This window comes from Neobacillus sp. NRS-1170 (genome assembly GCF_050468025.1).
On the sequence record NZ_JBITPF010000011.1, the window covers coordinates 56,275 to 72,855 of the forward strand.

General features: G+C 39.4%; 20 protein-coding genes. 4 read left to right on the forward strand and 16 right to left on the reverse strand.

Features of this window, described 5'->3' with window-relative positions; genetic code table 11:
- Window positions 1–14: 14 nt before the first annotated feature.
- Entirely contained in the window at window positions 15–338 is a 324-nt protein-coding gene (gene nirD, locus ACIFOT_RS03885) for a nitrite reductase small subunit NirD (RefSeq protein ID WP_430061838.1), read from the reverse strand.
- Between the two features lie 23 nt (window positions 339–361).
- On the reverse strand, window positions 362–2,770 hold the full coding sequence (nirB, locus tag ACIFOT_RS03890) for a nitrite reductase large subunit NirB (RefSeq protein ID WP_430061841.1): 2,409 nt from the start codon (window positions 2,768–2,770) through the stop codon (window positions 362–364).
- Window positions 2,771–3,092: 322 nt separating this feature from the next.
- Between nirB and ACIFOT_RS03895 the strand changes: the two genes are divergently transcribed.
- From ACIFOT_RS03895 to ACIFOT_RS03910, 4 genes are all read left to right on the forward strand, one after another.
- On the forward strand, window positions 3,093–3,374 hold the full coding sequence (locus ACIFOT_RS03895; protein WP_430061844.1) for a YggT family protein: 282 nt from the start codon (window positions 3,093–3,095) through the stop codon (window positions 3,372–3,374).
- 114 nt (window positions 3,375–3,488) lie between these two features.
- Window positions 3,489–4,700 (forward strand): CynX/NimT family MFS transporter, encoded by a 1,212-nt coding sequence (locus ACIFOT_RS03900; RefSeq protein WP_430061847.1) that lies wholly within the window; start codon window positions 3,489–3,491, stop codon window positions 4,698–4,700.
- Between the two features lie 146 nt (window positions 4,701–4,846).
- Window positions 4,847–5,851 carry a LysM peptidoglycan-binding domain-containing protein gene (locus ACIFOT_RS03905; RefSeq protein WP_430061850.1) on the forward strand — a complete coding sequence of 335 codons (1,005 nt, stop codon included), beginning with the start codon at window positions 4,847–4,849 and terminating at the stop codon, window positions 5,849–5,851.
- A gap of 110 nt (window positions 5,852–5,961) precedes the next feature.
- A complete protein-coding gene (locus tag ACIFOT_RS03910; RefSeq protein ID WP_430061852.1) occupies window positions 5,962–6,849 on the forward strand; it encodes a DMT family transporter in 888 nt (295 codons plus the stop codon).
- 34 nt (window positions 6,850–6,883) lie between these two features.
- On the opposite strand, the gene ACIFOT_RS03915 is transcribed toward ACIFOT_RS03910, so the two are convergent.
- The 14 genes from ACIFOT_RS03915 to ACIFOT_RS03980 all read right to left on the reverse strand — a co-directional run bounded on the left by ACIFOT_RS03915 (window position 6,884) and on the right by ACIFOT_RS03980 (window position 16,563).
- Window positions 6,884–7,363, reverse strand: a complete 480-nt coding sequence (locus ACIFOT_RS03915) for an SRPBCC family protein (RefSeq protein ID WP_430061855.1) — start codon at window positions 7,361–7,363, stop codon at window positions 6,884–6,886.
- Between the two features lie 79 nt (window positions 7,364–7,442).
- Entirely contained in the window at window positions 7,443–7,916 is a 474-nt protein-coding gene (locus tag ACIFOT_RS03920) for a DinB family protein (RefSeq protein ID WP_430061856.1), read from the reverse strand.
- Window positions 7,917–7,950: 34 nt separating this feature from the next.
- The gene (locus tag ACIFOT_RS03925; protein ID WP_430061859.1) at window positions 7,951–8,403 is read right to left on the reverse strand and encodes an SRPBCC family protein; all 453 of its coding nucleotides are present in this window, start codon (window positions 8,401–8,403) and stop codon (window positions 7,951–7,953) included.
- Window positions 8,400–8,792: an ArsR/SmtB family transcription factor gene (locus ACIFOT_RS03930; RefSeq protein WP_430061862.1), complete on the reverse strand. Its 393-nt coding sequence runs from the start codon at window positions 8,790–8,792 to the stop codon at window positions 8,400–8,402. The genes ACIFOT_RS03925 and ACIFOT_RS03930 overlap by 4 nt, the downstream gene beginning before the upstream one ends.
- A 109-nt stretch (window positions 8,793–8,901) precedes the next feature.
- Entirely contained in the window at window positions 8,902–9,534 is a 633-nt protein-coding gene (locus tag ACIFOT_RS03935) for an SdpI family protein (RefSeq protein ID WP_430061865.1), read from the reverse strand.
- On the reverse strand, window positions 9,531–9,809 hold the full coding sequence (locus ACIFOT_RS03940) for an autorepressor SdpR family transcription factor (protein ID WP_430061868.1): 279 nt from the start codon (window positions 9,807–9,809) through the stop codon (window positions 9,531–9,533). The genes ACIFOT_RS03935 and ACIFOT_RS03940 overlap by 4 nt, the downstream gene beginning before the upstream one ends.
- Before the next feature lie 173 nt (window positions 9,810–9,982).
- Window positions 9,983–11,323 carry a D-serine ammonia-lyase gene (gene dsdA / locus ACIFOT_RS03945; RefSeq protein ID WP_430061871.1) on the reverse strand — a complete coding sequence of 447 codons (1,341 nt, stop codon included), beginning with the start codon at window positions 11,321–11,323 and terminating at the stop codon, window positions 9,983–9,985.
- 20 nt (window positions 11,324–11,343) lie between these two features.
- Window positions 11,344–11,664: a DMT family transporter gene (locus ACIFOT_RS03950; RefSeq protein ID WP_430061874.1), complete on the reverse strand. Its 321-nt coding sequence runs from the start codon at window positions 11,662–11,664 to the stop codon at window positions 11,344–11,346.
- A 4-nt stretch (window positions 11,665–11,668) separates the two neighbouring features.
- A complete protein-coding gene (locus ACIFOT_RS03955; RefSeq protein ID WP_430061877.1) occupies window positions 11,669–12,034 on the reverse strand; it encodes a DMT family transporter in 366 nt (121 codons plus the stop codon).
- Between the two features lie 27 nt (window positions 12,035–12,061).
- Complete coding sequence (locus ACIFOT_RS03960) at window positions 12,062–12,925, reverse strand: Cof-type HAD-IIB family hydrolase (RefSeq protein WP_430061880.1); 864 nt, start codon at window positions 12,923–12,925, stop codon at window positions 12,062–12,064.
- Between the two features lie 91 nt (window positions 12,926–13,016).
- On the reverse strand, window positions 13,017–13,799 hold the full coding sequence (locus tag ACIFOT_RS03965) for a DeoR/GlpR family DNA-binding transcription regulator (RefSeq protein WP_430061882.1): 783 nt from the start codon (window positions 13,797–13,799) through the stop codon (window positions 13,017–13,019).
- 27 nt (window positions 13,800–13,826) lie between these two features.
- Window positions 13,827–14,840, reverse strand: a complete 1,014-nt coding sequence (locus tag ACIFOT_RS03970) for an ABC transporter ATP-binding protein (protein ID WP_430061885.1) — start codon at window positions 14,838–14,840, stop codon at window positions 13,827–13,829.
- Window positions 14,837–15,712 carry an ABC transporter permease gene (locus ACIFOT_RS03975; protein ID WP_430061888.1) on the reverse strand — a complete coding sequence of 292 codons (876 nt, stop codon included), beginning with the start codon at window positions 15,710–15,712 and terminating at the stop codon, window positions 14,837–14,839. The genes ACIFOT_RS03970 and ACIFOT_RS03975 overlap by 4 nt, the downstream gene beginning before the upstream one ends.
- A complete protein-coding gene (locus ACIFOT_RS03980) occupies window positions 15,709–16,563 on the reverse strand; it encodes an ABC transporter permease (RefSeq protein WP_430061890.1) in 855 nt (284 codons plus the stop codon). Before ACIFOT_RS03980 ends, ACIFOT_RS03975 begins: the two co-directional genes overlap by 4 nt.
- Between the last annotated feature and the right edge of the window lie 18 nt (window positions 16,564–16,581).

Consider the following 16,581-nt stretch of genomic DNA (forward strand, 5'->3'; position numbering starts at 1 on the left):
TTCACTCCCCCTTTTTATTCGCCTATAAAAATAAATACTTGGCCATCTCTGACTTCGACTGGATAGGATTGAACACAGCCCACATCTGGTGCTTGCACTCTTCCATCCATTACGCTGATTTTCCAATCATGCAAGGGACAGTAAACAAATTCCCCGCTAACGATTCCTTCCGCCAGTACTCCGCCCTTGTGAGGACAACGATTTTCAATAGCATAAATTTTTCCATTTTCCAATTTAAAAACAGCGATTTCTTTTCGGCCAATCGTAACGGTTTTTCCAAGCTTTTGCGGTAAATCTTCCGCTTTTCCGATCAATATGGGACGTAGTGTTTTTTCCATTTTTCTTTCCCTCCAATAATCCGTTATTTCGTTTCCACCGGGAGTTTCAAAGATTCATAGAGGTCTTTTAACAGTGTTTTGTCCTGAATGGCATTCTTCCAAGGTTCTTGAACAACGGACAATGCTTCGTCCATTCGTATCATTAATTCTTTCACTGTATTTGAATCGGAGAGTACTTCCCGAATATGATCAAGCCCTACACGCTCGACCCAGCCTGAGGTTCTTTCTAAATAATTGGCCGTTTCTCGGTAATATTGGAGGAACGCACTAATCATTTCTTCAAGCTCTTCCCCCGATTTAAATTTAAATAAAAGATCCGCTGAACGAAGATGCGTCCCACCGTTTCCGCCTACATACATTTCCCAAGCCCCATCGACACCGACAACACCAACATCTTTAATTCCACTTTCTGCACAGTTACGCGGACAAGCGGAAACGGCCATCTTGACCTTGTGCGGAGTATTTAGTCCCTCAAATTTCTTTTCCAGACGAATCCCCATTCCAATGGAATCTTGTGTACCAAAGCGGCAGAAGTTTTCACCAACGCAGGTTTTAACCGTTCGAAGTCCTTTGGCATATGCAGAACCGGAGGGCATATCCAGGTCAGCCCACATCTTCGGTAAGTCCTCTTTTCTTACACCAAGTAAGTCAATGCGCTGGCCCCCTGTAACTTTAATCATTCCTACCTTGTATTTATCCGCAACATCGGCAATTTTTCTTAGATCATCTGCGGTCGTCACTCCTCCATACATTCGCGGAACGACCGAATAAGTGCCATCCTTTTGAATATTGGCATGCATCCTTTCATTCACATAGCGAGCTTCTTTCTCATCCTTGTAACTTAGTGGGTAAATCATTCCTAAGTAATAATTTAATGCTGGCTTACATTTCGAGCAGCCATCCGTTCTCCAATCAAGCACATTCATAACCTCACGAATATGAGTCAAACCCTTTTCACGGATTTCCTGCAAAATCTCATCTCTAGACAGGTCGGTACATCCGCAAATGGCTTCCTTCTGGTCTGCCTGATATTGATCACCAAGGGTACATTGTAAGAGATCCGCTACAAGTGATTTACATCCTCCGCAGGAACGTGAAGCATTGGTACAGCCCTTTACTTGGTCTACCGTTGTCAATCCTTTCGTTCGGATGGCTTCCACAATGGCTCCTTTTGTGACTCCATTACAGCCGCAAATGATTTCTCCATCAGCCATTTCAGTGACGACACTTTGCTCATGTCCAGTACTTAAGTCTGTCTCTAAATATTCCTCAATGGCTGATCCCCTTTTAATGAGGCTTAATAGACGATTCCCGTCCTTTGTGTCACCGAACAAAACAGCCCCAGATATTTTTCCGTCTTCAATTAGGACTTTTTTATAAACACCGCGGTAATCATCGTACACTTTGAAGGCTTTCATATGTTCGTCCTCATTTATTTTCCCAGCGGAGAAAACATCGACGCCCGATACTTTCAGCTGTGTAGAAAGGACAGACCCCTTGTAACCTTCATCCTCGATGCTGCATAGTCTTTTGGCTAACACTTGCCCTTGCTGATATAACGGGGCAACTAAACCATAGGCAATGCCGCGATGTTCCGCACATTCCCCAACCGCGTATATATTTGGGACACCCGTTTCCAGGTAGTCATTGACAATAATTCCACGGTCAACGGGAATCCCAGCTTCTATTGCTAAAGAAACATTGGGTTTAATCCCAACCGCCATTACCACTAAGTCCGTCTGAATTTTGGTGCCGTCCTTAAAGCGAAGGCCTGTTACCTGTTTTTTCCCTAAAATTTCTGCTGTGTTTTTTTGTAAAAGAAATTTCATCCCTTGTTTTTCTAGTTCTGTTTGCAATAGTTTTCCTGCCGTCTGATCCAATTGACGTTCCATTAAGTAATGATGAATATGGATGACCTCCACTTCCATCCCAAGGTTCAATAACCCGCGTGCAGCTTCAAGGCCCAGCAAGCCCCCGCCAATAACTGCCGCTTTCTTATGTTTTTTTGAATATTCAATCATTGTTTCACAGTCTTTAATGTTCCGAAAGGCGGTAACCCCTTCTTTATCTGCTCCCGGCAGCGGCAGCATGAAGGGATTTGAGCCTGTGGCCAAAATCAGTTTGTCATAGGGCTCTATTCTCCCTTTATCTGTATAAACCATTTGGTTTTCCGTATCTATCGCTGTAACCGATTCACCCGGATATAAACGGATCTGGTTGTCCTCATACCACTTCCATTCATTCAAGGTTATATCGCGAACAGAGGTACCTCCTTGCAGGACCGTGGAGAGCTGTATTCGATTATAGTTCGGATACGGCTCCTGACCCAAAATTGTTATTTCAAACTTTTCCCGGTTCATTTTCAGCACTTCTTCTATTACTCTGACCCCGGCCATTCCATTTCCGACAAGTACAAGCTTTTGTTTCGTCATGCGTTTCTACCCCCTCCATGTTAGAAAATAAATTGTTTGAATATTTTATAACACGTTAGAAAGTCTATTAACACGAATGTGTAAGTTAATCTGACACACTAATTTTATCGCTTTAATCCCCTAAAGGACCAACCAGCATTATCCTGACAGCATTGGTAACGCATACAATTCAAGTGGATTTTTTTTTATAATTAAGAGTTGATAATATTTGCTCTTTTCTACATAATAATTTTGAAACCTTTTTGGATCTTAGTCGTATAAGTATCATCTGGACAAGGGTTTGTCCGTTTTTAAAAAATTAAAAGAGAATGGAAGATATACATTGGGCTCTAACATTTTTCTATTTGTACAATATGTTTTTGAGGCTTATTATTGGTTAATCTTGATTTCGATTTTTGGCTCTTGGTTTCCTCAATTTCATTCATCAAAAATTGGAAGTTGGATTTCTAGGGTAGTTGATCCTTATTTAGGCTTATTCAGGAGGTTTATTCCCCCTTTAGGCCCCATTGATTTTTCACCAATTATTGCCTTATTCGCCTTTAGATTTATTAGGATGTTTGCTCTTGAAGGTCTCCGTCAATCCTTGAATGTTATTGGTGTTTAAAAAGAATATTAATTTGTAAGGGCGAACAGTTCGGATCTGTTCGCCCTTTACCTCTTTCTGTATTTCTTATGTTATACTTAAGAAAGTTTGTTTGTAAGAAAGGGAGTTCTATTTGTGGAATTACGAAAGTCCATTGCTCATACCAAATCTGAATCGAATTCGACCTATATATTTTTACTTGTAGCTGGGATTGTCCTTGTAGCTTTTAATTTACGACCTGCCATTACCTCGGTAGGACCGTTGGTAGGAAAAATTCAGGCTGATGTGGGACTGGCCCACTGGAGTGCTGGCTTACTTATGAGTCTGCCATTACTTGTTTTTGCCGCCATGTCACCGATTGTTCCAAAATTAGCCAGTCGGTTTTCAAATGAAATGACAATGCTCATCGGCTTGTGCTCACTGTTAATCGGAATAGGTATCCGATCTATTCCCGTCACGTTTTTTCTTTTCACCGGGACCCTTTTGGCAGGAATGGGTATTGCGATTGGAAATGTTCTTTTGCCAGCCGTCGTTAAGGATAAATTCCCTGAGAAGTTCGGTTTAATGACAAGTGTATATTCAACCTCTATGGGATTTGTGGCATCATTAGCTTCAGGGTTAAGTGTTCCTTTAGCGGACGGCTTGAATCTTGGCTGGCAGGGAGCCTTAATTGTATGGGGAATCCCCGCTATAATTGCGATCATAGTGTGGGCACTTCTTGTGAAATCCAATCAAGGAAGTCAAAATACCATCAAAAAAGTCAGCTCCAATTCTAATCAAGTCTGGCGCTCGCCGCTTGCCTGGCAAATCGCGATTTTTATGGGATTTCAGTCCTTTTTATTTTATGTCACGATTTCTTGGCTGCCTGAAATCCTGCAAAGCCGTGGAATGAGTAGCAGCACGGCAGGATGGATGCTTTCGTTTTCCCAATTAGTCGGTTTACCTGCTAGTTTCTTCATCCCTGTTATTGCAGGGCGGTTCCGCTCACAATCATGGATTGCCATACTGTTAAACATTTGCTCCTTTGCTGGGTATGGCGGATTACTGCTTAGCTCTTCCTATCCTATTGCCATTATCAGTATTATTTTAATTGGGATAGGCTTAGGCGGAACTTTTCCATTAGCCTTAAGCTTCATTGGACTCCGTGCGAGGAATGCCGCACAGGCAGCTGAATTATCAGGTATGGCACAATCAACCGGTTATATTCTTGCGGCAGTTGGCCCTATGTTCATTGGCTTCTTATATGACAAGACCCATATGTGGACCATTCCACTCATCACCCTACTTTTAGTCTCTGTCATCGTTATGCTATTTGGGATGATAGCAGGTCGCGATCGGTATATTTAAAAGGCGGACAGTGCCAGTCACTGTTCGCTTTTTTTGTCTGAACGTAAAAATTTGACCCAGTCGGGCCCCTAAATGAATTCAAATGTCTTGATTTACAAAACATAAAAAGAATTGTTTTGTGAAATCATCAAGAAAGGAATTCAATAATGAAAAAACAATTTGTGATTCTGTTTAGTTTGATTTTAATAATGCAAATGCATTTATCTTCAGTTCATGCATTAAATAACCCGCGAAATACTTATGAGGTGAAATCTGGGGATTATTTATGGAAGGTCGCCAATACCTATGGAACTTCTGTTGAAGACTTAAAACTAATAAACGGATTACAATCAGATGTACTTTTAATTGGCCAGAAATTAAGGGTTCCCATCATGTACGAGGTTGCTCCAGGGGATAATCTTTGGAAGCTGTCACAAGCCTATAATTCTACAGTTTCTTTAATCGTAACTGCAAACGGCCTTTCATCCGATGTTATTTATGTAGGGCAAAAGTTAAAAATTCCTCCAAAAAAACTGTCCATGGATGGAAAATTTGTTCTTATGACCAGGGAGGAATTTAAAGATTGGATTTTCAACCAAAAGTTTACGAGAAGGGTTGGAAAAGTTCAACAGCACCACACTTATCAGCCATCATACCAGTCATTCAATGGCTCCAACCATTTTGCCTTGATGAAGGGTATGGAGGATTATCATGTAAATGGGATGAAATGGAGCATGATTAGTCAGCAATTAACGACCTTCCCAGACGGCAGAGTTGTCGTAGGCCGTCCATTTAACATCGCTCCTGAAGGTTCATTTGGTTTACTCAATAAAGAGGCCATGCATGCCATTGAGGCAGATGCGTTAGCCATCGAAAATGTTGGGAACTTTGATGCGGAAAAAATGACAGCGGAACAAAGGGAAACAATTGTTACCATCACTGCCCTGCTTATGATCAAGTACGGGTTAACTCCTTCAGTAGACAGTATCACCTATCATCATTGGTGGGATGTGAATTCGGGAGAAAGAGTATTAGATAACAGTGCAGGCCATGCCATTAAAACATGCCCAGGTACTGGATTTTTCGGCGGTAATTCCACTGCCAGTGCAAAAAATAATTTCTATCCGTTAGTGACACAAAAAATGCAGGAAATATTAGCATCCTTGCATTAAGCATGTAGAAGGTGACCCAAAATTGTGGTTACCTTTTTTTGGTTTAATGGTATTTTTTTGTTGAGAATTCATTCATTTTATGTTTCGATTAAGAATTAGGGGGGATTAACTTGAACGGAAAACTGAGACTCATCATGACGATGCTCATTTTCGGTAGCATCGGAGTATTTGTTAAAAAGATAGATCTGTCTTCCAGTGAAATTGCTTTTTTAAGGGGGATCATCGGCAGTTTATTCTTGCTAATTGTAAGTTTCATCGTCAAACATAAACCATCCTTTCAAGCGTTAAAACAAAATGCGGTTTTGCTCCTGGTATCAGGTGCTGCCATTGGCCTTAATTGGATCTTCCTTTTTCAGTCTTATCGGTATACAACTATATCCAATGCCACGATTAGCTATTATTTTGCTCCGATTTTTGTGATGATTTTAGCTCCTTGGGTTTTGAAAGAAAAACTGACGAGCACGAAGGTTATTTGCATTATTATGGCTATGCTCGGACTATTTTTAATCGTTAATCCTGGTTCCGGAAATTCAAGCGGTTCGGAGAATAACGCAGTTGGTATTTTATATGGCCTGTTAGCAGCAGCCTTTTATGCCAGTGTGATATTAATGAACAAATTTATTAAAAACTTATCAGGCTTTGAAATCACATTAGTTCAATTAATGGCAGGCGCGTTGGTGTTACTTCCCTATGTAGTATGGCAAAGTCATTTGGATTTTTCAGGCATCAATTCTACTTCGGTCATTTTCATATTAATAATTGGTATTATCCATACTGGACTAGCTTATTTTTTATATTTCACATCGCTTCAAGAATTAAAGGGACAAACGATTGCAGTCCTTAGCTATATCGATCCGATTTCTGCCGTCCTCATCGCTGCCATTTTCTTGCATGAAAGCATGACCATGATTCAACTGCTCGGCGGCATCCTTGTTCTTGGCGCCACTTTTTTAAGTGAGTTAAAAATCGAAAAAAAAGGCCGGACTTCTACAACATAATCGTAGTAGAAGCCTGGTCCTTTTTCTAGAAGTATTATTTTATGTTATCCTCTGAATCAACCTTATATGGATTTCCTTCTCCCATTACAAGAAGATTCTTCAAACTCGCTAAATAAGAGTTCCATCCTCTTTCACATGCCTGATAACATTCCAATTCCTCTGACAGCCCAATATGAGTGAAGTTTAAAACCGATTCCTCGTCTGAAACCTTGTCCATTTCAAAGAGGATGGTTGTCCCTTCCCAATCCCTTAAATTACTGAATCCACTGGCCTCTGGGTGCATGGAATCAACGACTTTCCATTCAACCAGTTGATTTGGCTTTAGGGCTGTGATCTCTGCCTTTACATAAAAGCCTGCCCTTGGGAAACGAAATTCTGCCATACTCCCAATTTCATTACCTACATTTGCAAATTCGGTCCACCAGTGACGGACGCCTTCCTCTGATGAAACGGCATCATACAATTTTTCCACGGACACAGGAAGGGATAGCTTCGTTTGATAATCTCCTGCCATGGGGCTCATCCTTTCATATAGAAAAGCAGGAACCTTAAGGTAATTCCTGCTTTTCCTACTTATAAAATTTCTATAATTATTATTCGGCTTTCAGGCTATTTTTTAAGCTTTTGATAATACCAATGTGTTCACTTTCATGGAATGAAGCAAAAGAAAGAAGTTCTCCAATGGTTTCTAGCTTTAATGGACCTATCGGTAATGGCTGGGCAATTTTTTCATCGAGACGTCCAGTGAACGTTTCTTTCACACGCTTTACTTGTTCCGATAATAACGGTAGGATTTCTTCGATTGCAGGTGGATTCGTTTTCCATTCTGAAGGCCTTGTCCCGGTATTGAATAATTCCATGAATCCATCAGGCAGATTTGGTGTTTCGTTTGCAAAGTGAAACACCATACCCTCAACCGAAACATAAATATGACCTAACTGCCAGCGAAGAGAGTTTGGAGCACCAGCAGGAAGAACGTCCGCGTTTTCTTCCGTAATTCCTTGTGCCACCTTTAATGTAACGTTTCGAGCAAATTCAAATTGATCAAATAACATTTTTTCGTTCATGAAAATATTCCCCTTTTTATTATAAAAATTTTATTTACACTAAATATGATTTCAAACCGCTTTCTAATGAGCTTGTCCAACCATGATTATGATTCTTCGCTTCTTCTTCACTTGGAAGTTCAGTATGTGTAACGACAACTTCAGTAGAATTGTCCTTCTCTAGAAAATCAATTGTCACTTTTGTTGCAGGAAAATCACCTTTTCCATTTTCCCATTTCCATGTAAAAATTAATTTTTCATTTGGCACGATTTCAAGATATTGCCCAGTAAGCACATGAGTAGCCCCGTTTGGAGCATGCATATTGAACTTATATTTTCCGTTCACTTCGACATTCATCTCATCTATCGTCGTCGTAAATCCCTCGGGACCCCACCATTTTTCCAGTTCTTCCGATTTAGTCCAGGCATTGAAAACTCTTTCTGGTTTAACCGGATAAGTTTTATTTAACTTTAGTGTAAAATCATGTGTGCTGTTCATTGTGATCATTTTTTGTTTCCTCCCTCTTCTTCATTGTTTAATAAATATCTTTCTAAGCTTGATAACTGACTTTCCCAGAATGACTTTAAATCATTAAGCCATCGGGCTGCATCATAAAACTCTTCTTGGTGAAGATAATAGTATTTATACCTTCCCGCCTTCCTATACGAGACTAATCCCGCATTTTCCAGAACCTTCATATGCTTTGAAAAAGCAGGTAAAGACATATCAAAAGGCTCCGCCAACTTTTTAACGGTTTTCTCTCCCTTGGATAGCTCCTCTATGATGGCCCTTCTTGTTGGATCTGATAAAACTGAAAATACTTGATCAAGGTTGCTTTTATAATAGTTAACCATGTGGTTAACTATAAAACAAAAAAAATAGAAATGCAACCTCATTTTTGAGAAATCCTTATATTCCCAAACGGACTCTTATCATAGAAAAGGTTTCACATCATTAGAAATAGAAAAAACACATTAAACATAATGTGTTTTTTCTATTTTTCACTTAGTTTTTAATTTTTTTAAAAAAATAATAAGAAGAGAGAGTAATAAGAGCTAAGCTAACGACGATAACACTGATCACATAGTAAGCTTGGATAGTTGCTGGAATAACTGGGACTAATAACATCAATAATCCTAAAATAACAAATACCTTTCCGCCAAATCTATGGGTTTTCTTCCATACTTCTTCGCTTGCTAAGGTCCATGGTGTGCGAATTCCAATAAAATAATTAGATTTGAATTTTGGACTTAAGTTGCCAATAAAGATAAATAATAATCCAATTAATTCAGGAATCACCATTGCGGGATTTATAATCCCCATAGCACTCGTAATTTGCACAATTTGAATTAAAAACAGGAACAATAGAATTCCATTCATAATCCAATTATATGTTCCTTCAAATCGTTGATAATTTTGTTTCTTTGGGTCGATGTTAGGTAATAGTATTCTAAAAACATATAAGACTAACATAATCCCAGGCAGAAGAAAGGCTCCGAAAGATTTATCTGCATAGCTATTTGGAACACCTTTATAGTCCCAATGCACCGCAATTTGGTCAGGTAAATACGGATAGGAAATACAGGTTCCGATGATGATGGTTATAAGTAAAAACAGGCCAAACCAGTTTCTTTTCATTTTATCTCTTCCCCTTCATCCTTCTTTAAAAAATCCATAAACCAGGTAATTACATCTTCAAACACACTCGTATTTAGGCTATAAATAATTTGCTGCCCCTTTTTTTCTGAGTCCACCAAGTTCGCTTGTTTTAATAAATTCAAATGGTGTGAAATGCTTGGCTTTGTCATGTTAAATTGGTCAGCAATTTCTCCTGCTGATAGGTCCTTCTTTTTTAATAAATGGAGAATCTTCCTTCTGCTTGGATCGGACAACGCCTTAAAAGCTTCATTCATGTCAACCCTCTTTTCCTTTCCATCCTACTTTTAGGTATTTAGAAAATTATCTAAATGTATAATATGGCAATTTTTAAAATTAGTCAATGAATCCTTTTAGATATTTAGATAAATTTCTAAATTTTATTTAATCAAAAAGGGTCGGAGTAAAAATCCGACCATTCTGTTTCGCCTTACACATCGTCATCGTGACAGGCACTCAAATATTCCTCCATTATTTCTTTAGGAACCATACTACCCCCGGTGGCCCAGATGAGGTGGACGGCGTTTTTCATGTGCTCTGTTAAGTGATGTTGGTGAATGTAGGATTTTCCGTCTTTCTCCGTCAATAATTTCACCGGTCCAATGGCACCGGCCAATGCAGAAGGCTCCAGTTGTATGTTTTCTGTATCAGCCATTGCTTTTAATAGTTTAAATAATTCTTGGTCGCTTACCGTATAGCTTCCACTTAATAGTGGCTCAATCGTTTGACCAACGAATCTGGATGGCCGTCCAACCGCGAGCCCATCTGCAGCTGTAACGTTGTCGATTCCAATATCTTGAACCGAGATTTGATCATGCAGCCCTGTGACTAAACCTAGTAACATACATGGTGAGTGGGTTGGTTCGGCAAAGAAGCAATGGACTTGATCTTGATACAGTAGTTTCAATCCAAAAGCCACTCCTCCCGGCCCGCCGCCAACTCCGCATGGAAGATAAACAAAAAGTGGATGGTTTTCATCTATTGTTATATCTAATTCTTCTAATTGTTTTTTTAGCCGGCTGGCTGCGACTGCATAGCCTAAAAACAGATCACGAGAGTTCTCGTCATCAATGAAGTAACAATTTGGTTGACTTAGAGCCTGTTTTCGTCCCTCTTCGACCGCTTTGCTGTAATCTTCCTTATATTCAATGACCGTGACTCCTTTGCTTCTGAGCAGATCCTTTTTCCATTTCTTTGCATCTGCAGACATGTGAACCGTTACGTTAAAACCTAATTTGGCACTCATGATGCCAATACTTAATCCTAAGTTTCCTGTGGACCCTACTGCAATGGAGTAATCAGAAAAGAAGTTTCTGAGTTTCTCACTATCAAGAATTGAATAATCATCCTCTACCGACAATAAACCATGTTGAAGCGCTAATGTTTCTGCATGTTTCAACACTTCGTAAATGCCGCCTCGTGCTTTAATCGAACCTGAAATCGGAAGGTGGCTGTCACATTTCAGCAAAAATCTCCCTTCTAATGGAGTCTCATACATGTTTGATAGCTTTTCACGCATTGCCTGGATAGGTACAAGAGGAGATTCAATGATTCCTCCCATTTTTCTTGTTTCCGGAAAAACTTTCGCAATGTACGGAGCAAAACGATTTAACCGTTCCTCTGCATCTTTTACATCATTCTCATTCAATGGAAGTTTTTCTAATCCCGTCTGAAAAGCTTCCTTTTTAGGATTTGACCAAAATACTTCCTTTGTAGCGACTAACTCGTTTATTAAAGGATATTCGTTTATCCAATCTTGAATCGTATTCATCACTCTTCTCCTCCCTAAGGTTACTGTCCAGATGTTATTTTAACACCTAATGCCCCTGCAATAATACACATAATCCATAAAGTAGATCTCAAACTTTTAGGTTCATGAAAGAAGAACATGCCGGCTAAAACACTTCCAACAGAGCCCATTCCCGTCCAGATTGCATAGGCGGTCCCCACTGGAAGGGAAGTGACAGCTAATGAAAGAAAATAAAAGCTTAAACTCCCACAAATTAAACAAGCAATGGTAGGAAGCCATCTTTTAAACCCATCTGCACGTTTCATGCTGATCACACTGCCAATCTCGGCAAAGCCGGCGATAACAAGAAAAAACCAAGCCATTGAATCATCCCCTAACATTTAACTTATCAGTCATATTCTTGGATGTTTTAGGTTCTGATGGGCTTATTTTTAATCCAATAATCCCTGCAATCATTAACGTCACAAAAAATACTTTCGATAGATTAATAGTCTCTCCCCAAAAAAGCATCCCGGCTGCGATTGTACCGACCGTTCCAAATCCAGTAAAAATGGCGTAACCCGTTCCTAAGGGAATGGCATGTAACGCTTTTGAAAGCAAAAAGAAACTTAGGAGTATGATCGCTACTGTTATGATGCTAGGGATCAGGATAGAAAATCCATGTGAATATTTAAGGCCAATCACCCAGCCAATTTCCAAAAATCCTGCTATTAAAATATAAATCCATGCCATATTGTTCTCTCCTTCAACATATGACACTTATTTTTGAAGAGCGTATCTTTCTATAAATTGATAAATCGCGTGAGCCACCCCATCGTCATCATTTTTAAGGGTTGTTGTGGTACAAACCGCTTTAATGTCATCTTTTGCATTTCCCATCGCTACACTGTATCCAACTTTCCGAAACATGGATAAATCATTGTTGCTGTCTCCGATGGCCATAGATTTTTCTAAGAACCCATTCATCAAAAACGCCATTTTTTCAAGGGCATTTCCTTTTGAAGCACTTTTATTCGTAATTTCAATGTTATGGTCAGCCGATGAAACTACCCCCAACTCACCAATCATGTCGAATCGGTTCCAGGCTTCGGCTAGTTTCTTTTGATCAAACGAACAGGCTACAATATTAAATACTTCTTCCTTCTGTTTTAGGATGTCAGGATAGTTTTCAACAAGAACATAGCCAAACTGATCAAATTGTCTTTCCGCTTCTGCTGCTGTCTCTTTATCTAAATCCGTGCTTTTCAAACGCTGAATCTCATGATAAAAATGTTCTCTCCTCTTCTCCAGCGTATAAATGGCTTTGTCAGTAAACACTTCATAATAAAAATCCCGTTCATCCAGCCACTTTAGAATGGATACGACACGCTCTTTCGAAATCGGAATAGAGGAAAGAACCTTTCCGTCTTTCGAATGAGTTGTTGCACCATTTGTTCCGATGATATAGAGAGAAATCCCGGCTTTTTTACAAATGGTCTGAACATCGAAATAAGCCCGCCCTGTTGAAATGATGACTTCAAAACCTCGATCCTGGGCATATTGGATTGCCTTTTTATTTTCTTCACTAATTTCATTCTCGCCGTTTAATAAAGTCCCATCCATATCTATCGCAATGAAGCTCATATATTTGAAAACTCCTTTTCACATTTTTATAAATGCAATAAAAAAAGGGAGACCCCTTTTTTTCAACACCATATTTTTACTACTTAATCGACTAAGCCTGAATCCAATCGAGTTTCCCTAATTGCGAATGATTCTTCCATCCCTCCGGCAATGATTGCTCACAAACAATCACATCGACTTTTTCGAGAGGACAAACTTTACAAAAAGTATCAACATCGATTTTAGAAGAATCTGTTAGCAAGATCACTTGCTTTGATACCTCGACCATCTTGCGAGAAACCAAAGTTTCCTGCAAATGATAATTACTAACCCCGTTTTGAAGCGAAACACCACCAGCAGAAATAAACGCTTTATTAATATTAAATTGTTGTAATGTTTGTTCTGTAAGACTGCCGCTGATGGACTGCTGCTTCGGATCCAAAAGTCCGCCAAGTAATAAAATTTGGCCTGTAAACTTATTCTGATTGAGTGATTCGGTCAATACAGCTGAAACAGGAAGTGAATTGGTGATGATGGTAATATCCTTCTTATCTTGAATACATTGTGCAAATTCAAGCATGGTGGTCCCTACATCAATGGCAATGACATCCCCGTTAGAAATGAGTTCTACTGCTTTTTTTCCAATCTTTACTTTCGCTTCCTGGTTTACTGTTGTACGATGTGCGAATGGAGGCTCCTCAAATGGAAAAACCGATTTAATCGCTCCACCGTAAACCCTCTTTAAAAGCCCTTTTTCCTCTAATAGCATCAAGTCACGACGGATGGTTTCCTCTGAAACCTGAAACTGCTCCACCAAATCGATGACCTTTACTTTTCCCTCTCTATTTAATTCTTTTAAAATTTCATTCTTTCGTTCTTCTGGCAAAACGGACATATTTCTTCCTCCGGAATCATTGATAGACTATAAAATAATGCATTCTTTTTTCGGTACAAAAATCTGAACCTGCGCCCCTGGTTCAAACATTTTCCCTTTGTGATGAAGATTGTCCACTAGGAAAGCGGCCCCTTCTGTTTCTACTTCATATCTTAGTACATTCCCTGTCATCGAAACATCTTTAACAAGCCCTTTAATTCCCCAGTTATCATGTAAACCTAAGCGATCTTCATTAGCTGAAACGATTTGCAAAATTTCTGGACGAATGGCGATTTCCTTTCCGTTTAACTCTGTACTGTCAACAAGTTTGTGGAAAACTTCCATACTCAAAACATTGTAATTTCCGATAAATTTCGCCACAAAGGTATTGACTGGAGAAGTATAAATTTCCACTGGAGAACCGGATTGAACAATTTTTCCTTTATTCATGACAAAAATCCGATCCGACATCGTCATGGCTTCTTCCTGATCATGAGTCACAAAAATCGTGGTGATCTCTAATTCTTTCTGGATTCTTCTTAATTCTTTTTGCAAGTTTTTTCTAATTTTCGCATCTAATGCACTTAGCGGCTCATCCAAAAGCAGTACTTTTGGCTCCATGACAAGGGCGCGGGCAAGAGCCACCCTTTGTTGCTGACCGCCAGATAATTGATGTGGATAAGATTGTTCTTTTCCGACTAAATCGACGAGTTCGATCATCTTGGTTACTCTTGTTTTAATATTTTTTGCCTTCTTCATTTTAAGACCGTAGGCGATATTATCAAAAACATTCATATTCGGGAACAGTGCATAGGACTGAAACACCATACCGACTTCACGCTGACGCGGTGATATATGAGTGATATCCTTCCCATCAATGAAGATGCTTCCTGAATCCACGTCTTCAAGTCCGGCAATCGATCGTAATAAGGTACTTTTTCCGCACCCGCTTTGCCCAAGAAGGGTCGCAAATTCTCCCTTTTTTAAAGTCAACGAAATATTTTCTAACACGACTTGATGATGATAACCTTTCGTCACTTGATCAATCGTTACATAACTCATGAATTTTCACCTTCTAAAGCTGTATTTTTTTGACGGAATGGTTTATTTATAAAGAAAACTGATCGTTTTTTAGAAGAAGGGCTAGGAACTTTATCTTTTTTAAACGTTAGTTTTAGTACAGTTCCCGTTAACAGTAAAATAATCGAATAATACGTAATCACAATAGCACTTGTTAAGTGACCACTGCTGTTAAGTTTGTCGGCAAGATAAATTTGAATCGTTTCAAAACGGCCCCCGACAAGCAAATTGGCAAACGCAAACTCACTAAATAGCAGCGCGACAGATAATAAGGTAGACACCAAAATACCAGAAATAATATTAGGAAACACCACGGTGCGAAACGCCTGAAATTTTGTAGCGCCCAGTAATTCAGCTGCATCAACAAGCTGGACCGCATTCACCGTCCGAAGGCTGTTGCGAATCCCTTGATACATAAAAGGTAATATTGTGATGAAATAGGCACCAACTAAAATCCACGGTGTTCCGGTAATTTGAAGCGGTCCATTTGAATACACCTTGATCAAGCCTACAGCCCCAACAATCGGTGGTATTCCATATGGCAGCATGGCGACTGCTTGGAGCCATCCTTCCCATTTGCTGAAATAAACGGTAATGATAAAAATCGTTGGAAGCATAATCACCACACCAAGACCAACCGTTACAACAATTAAAAACAATGTATGCTGGAGTGCACCATAAAACCGTTCATCTTGAAATAATTCGATATACCATTTCATCGTAAAACTCTCAGGGAGAATGGTATGATCCCATTTGCCAGCTATCGAGAATAAAAGCGTTGCTGCCAGCGGGATTACTAAATAAATCACAAGCAGACCAACGATTACTTTATGAAAGCTCAGTGAAGTTTTCATCGTAAATCCCTCCTAATGCGGCGCATCATTCGATTATTGAACCACATCGCCCCGATCATAGTCGAAGCTAGAAGAACGCCCATCGCACTGCCTAGCTGCGGCTTTAAGGTCACGTCACTCGAGACTAAAGAGGCAATTTGCAATGATAATAAATTATAGTTGCTTCCGACTAGTGCATAGGCAGTCGCATACGCACCCATTGCATTGGCAAACAAAATACTGAATGTACCGGCTATGCTTGGAAGCAAAACCGGAATCCCGATGTGGAGCCAAAAAGATAATTTGGTTCCACCCAATAAAGAAGATGCTTCTTTCCATTGCTTTTTAATTCCTTGATAAGATGGATAAATCAGCATTACAGCCAACGGAATTTGAAAATATATATACACAAGAATGAGACCTGTCCAAGAATACAAATTAAAGCCTGCAAACACATCCAAACCCAGCTTGGAAAAAAGCAGCGTAAACAATCCATTGTTTCCAAGTAAAATAATAAATGAAAAAGAAAGCGGTATTCCTTCAAAATTGGAAGTCATATTGGCAATCATCAATAAGCGATTTTGGACCTTTTGTGAAAACTTTGTAAAAGAATAAGCGGCAATAACAGCAATGATTACAGAAATCACAGCAGAAACCAACGAAATGACAAGACTATTTTGGATCGCTTGCAAGTAAAATTTACTTTTAAAAATCGTTACATACTGCTGAATCGTTACTTGAATTCCATCATCTGCATGAAAACTATCCTTCAGCATGGCCACTAATGGGCCGATTTCAAACCCAACCACAAATAAAATAAATGGCAGTAAGAGAGCTAATAGGTAAAATTTTTGTTTTTTTATTTTTCGCAAGCCTTCCCTCTCCTCTAT

Coding starts and splice junctions, on each gene's coding strand:
- nirD (WP_430061838.1), bottom strand. CDS start 338: ATGGAAAAAACACTACGTCCCATATTGATCGGAAAAGCGGAAGATTTA.
- nirB (WP_430061841.1), bottom strand. CDS start 2,770: ATGACGAAACAAAAGCTTGTACTTGTCGGAAATGGAATGGCCGGGGTC.
- ACIFOT_RS03905 (WP_430061850.1), top strand. CDS start 4,847: ATGAAAAAACAATTTGTGATTCTGTTTAGTTTGATTTTAATAATGCAA.
- ACIFOT_RS03915 (WP_430061855.1), bottom strand. CDS start 7,363: ATGGCAGGAGATTATCAAACGAAGCTATCCCTTCCTGTGTCCGTGGAA.
- ACIFOT_RS03920 (WP_430061856.1), bottom strand. CDS start 7,916: ATGAACGAAAAAATGTTATTTGATCAATTTGAATTTGCTCGAAACGTT.
- ACIFOT_RS03925 (WP_430061859.1), bottom strand. CDS start 8,403: ATGATCACAATGAACAGCACACATGATTTTACACTAAAGTTAAATAAA.
- ACIFOT_RS03930 (WP_430061862.1), bottom strand. CDS start 8,792: ATGAGGTTGCATTTCTATTTTTTTTGTTTTATAGTTAACCACATGGTT.
- ACIFOT_RS03935 (WP_430061865.1), bottom strand. CDS start 9,534: ATGAAAAGAAACTGGTTTGGCCTGTTTTTACTTATAACCATCATCATC.
- ACIFOT_RS03940 (WP_430061868.1), bottom strand. CDS start 9,809: ATGAATGAAGCTTTTAAGGCGTTGTCCGATCCAAGCAGAAGGAAGATT.
- dsdA (WP_430061871.1), bottom strand. CDS start 11,323: ATGAATACGATTCAAGATTGGATAAACGAATATCCTTTAATAAACGAG.
- ACIFOT_RS03950 (WP_430061874.1), bottom strand. CDS start 11,664: ATGGCTTGGTTTTTTCTTGTTATCGCCGGCTTTGCCGAGATTGGCAGT.
- ACIFOT_RS03955 (WP_430061877.1), bottom strand. CDS start 12,034: ATGGCATGGATTTATATTTTAATAGCAGGATTTTTGGAAATTGGCTGG.
- ACIFOT_RS03960 (WP_430061880.1), bottom strand. CDS start 12,925: ATGAGCTTCATTGCGATAGATATGGATGGGACTTTATTAAACGGCGAG.
- ACIFOT_RS03965 (WP_430061882.1), bottom strand. CDS start 13,799: ATGTCCGTTTTGCCAGAAGAACGAAAGAATGAAATTTTAAAAGAATTA.
- ACIFOT_RS03970 (WP_430061885.1), bottom strand. CDS start 14,840: ATGAGTTATGTAACGATTGATCAAGTGACGAAAGGTTATCATCATCAA.
- ACIFOT_RS03975 (WP_430061888.1), bottom strand. CDS start 15,712: ATGAAAACTTCACTGAGCTTTCATAAAGTAATCGTTGGTCTGCTTGTG.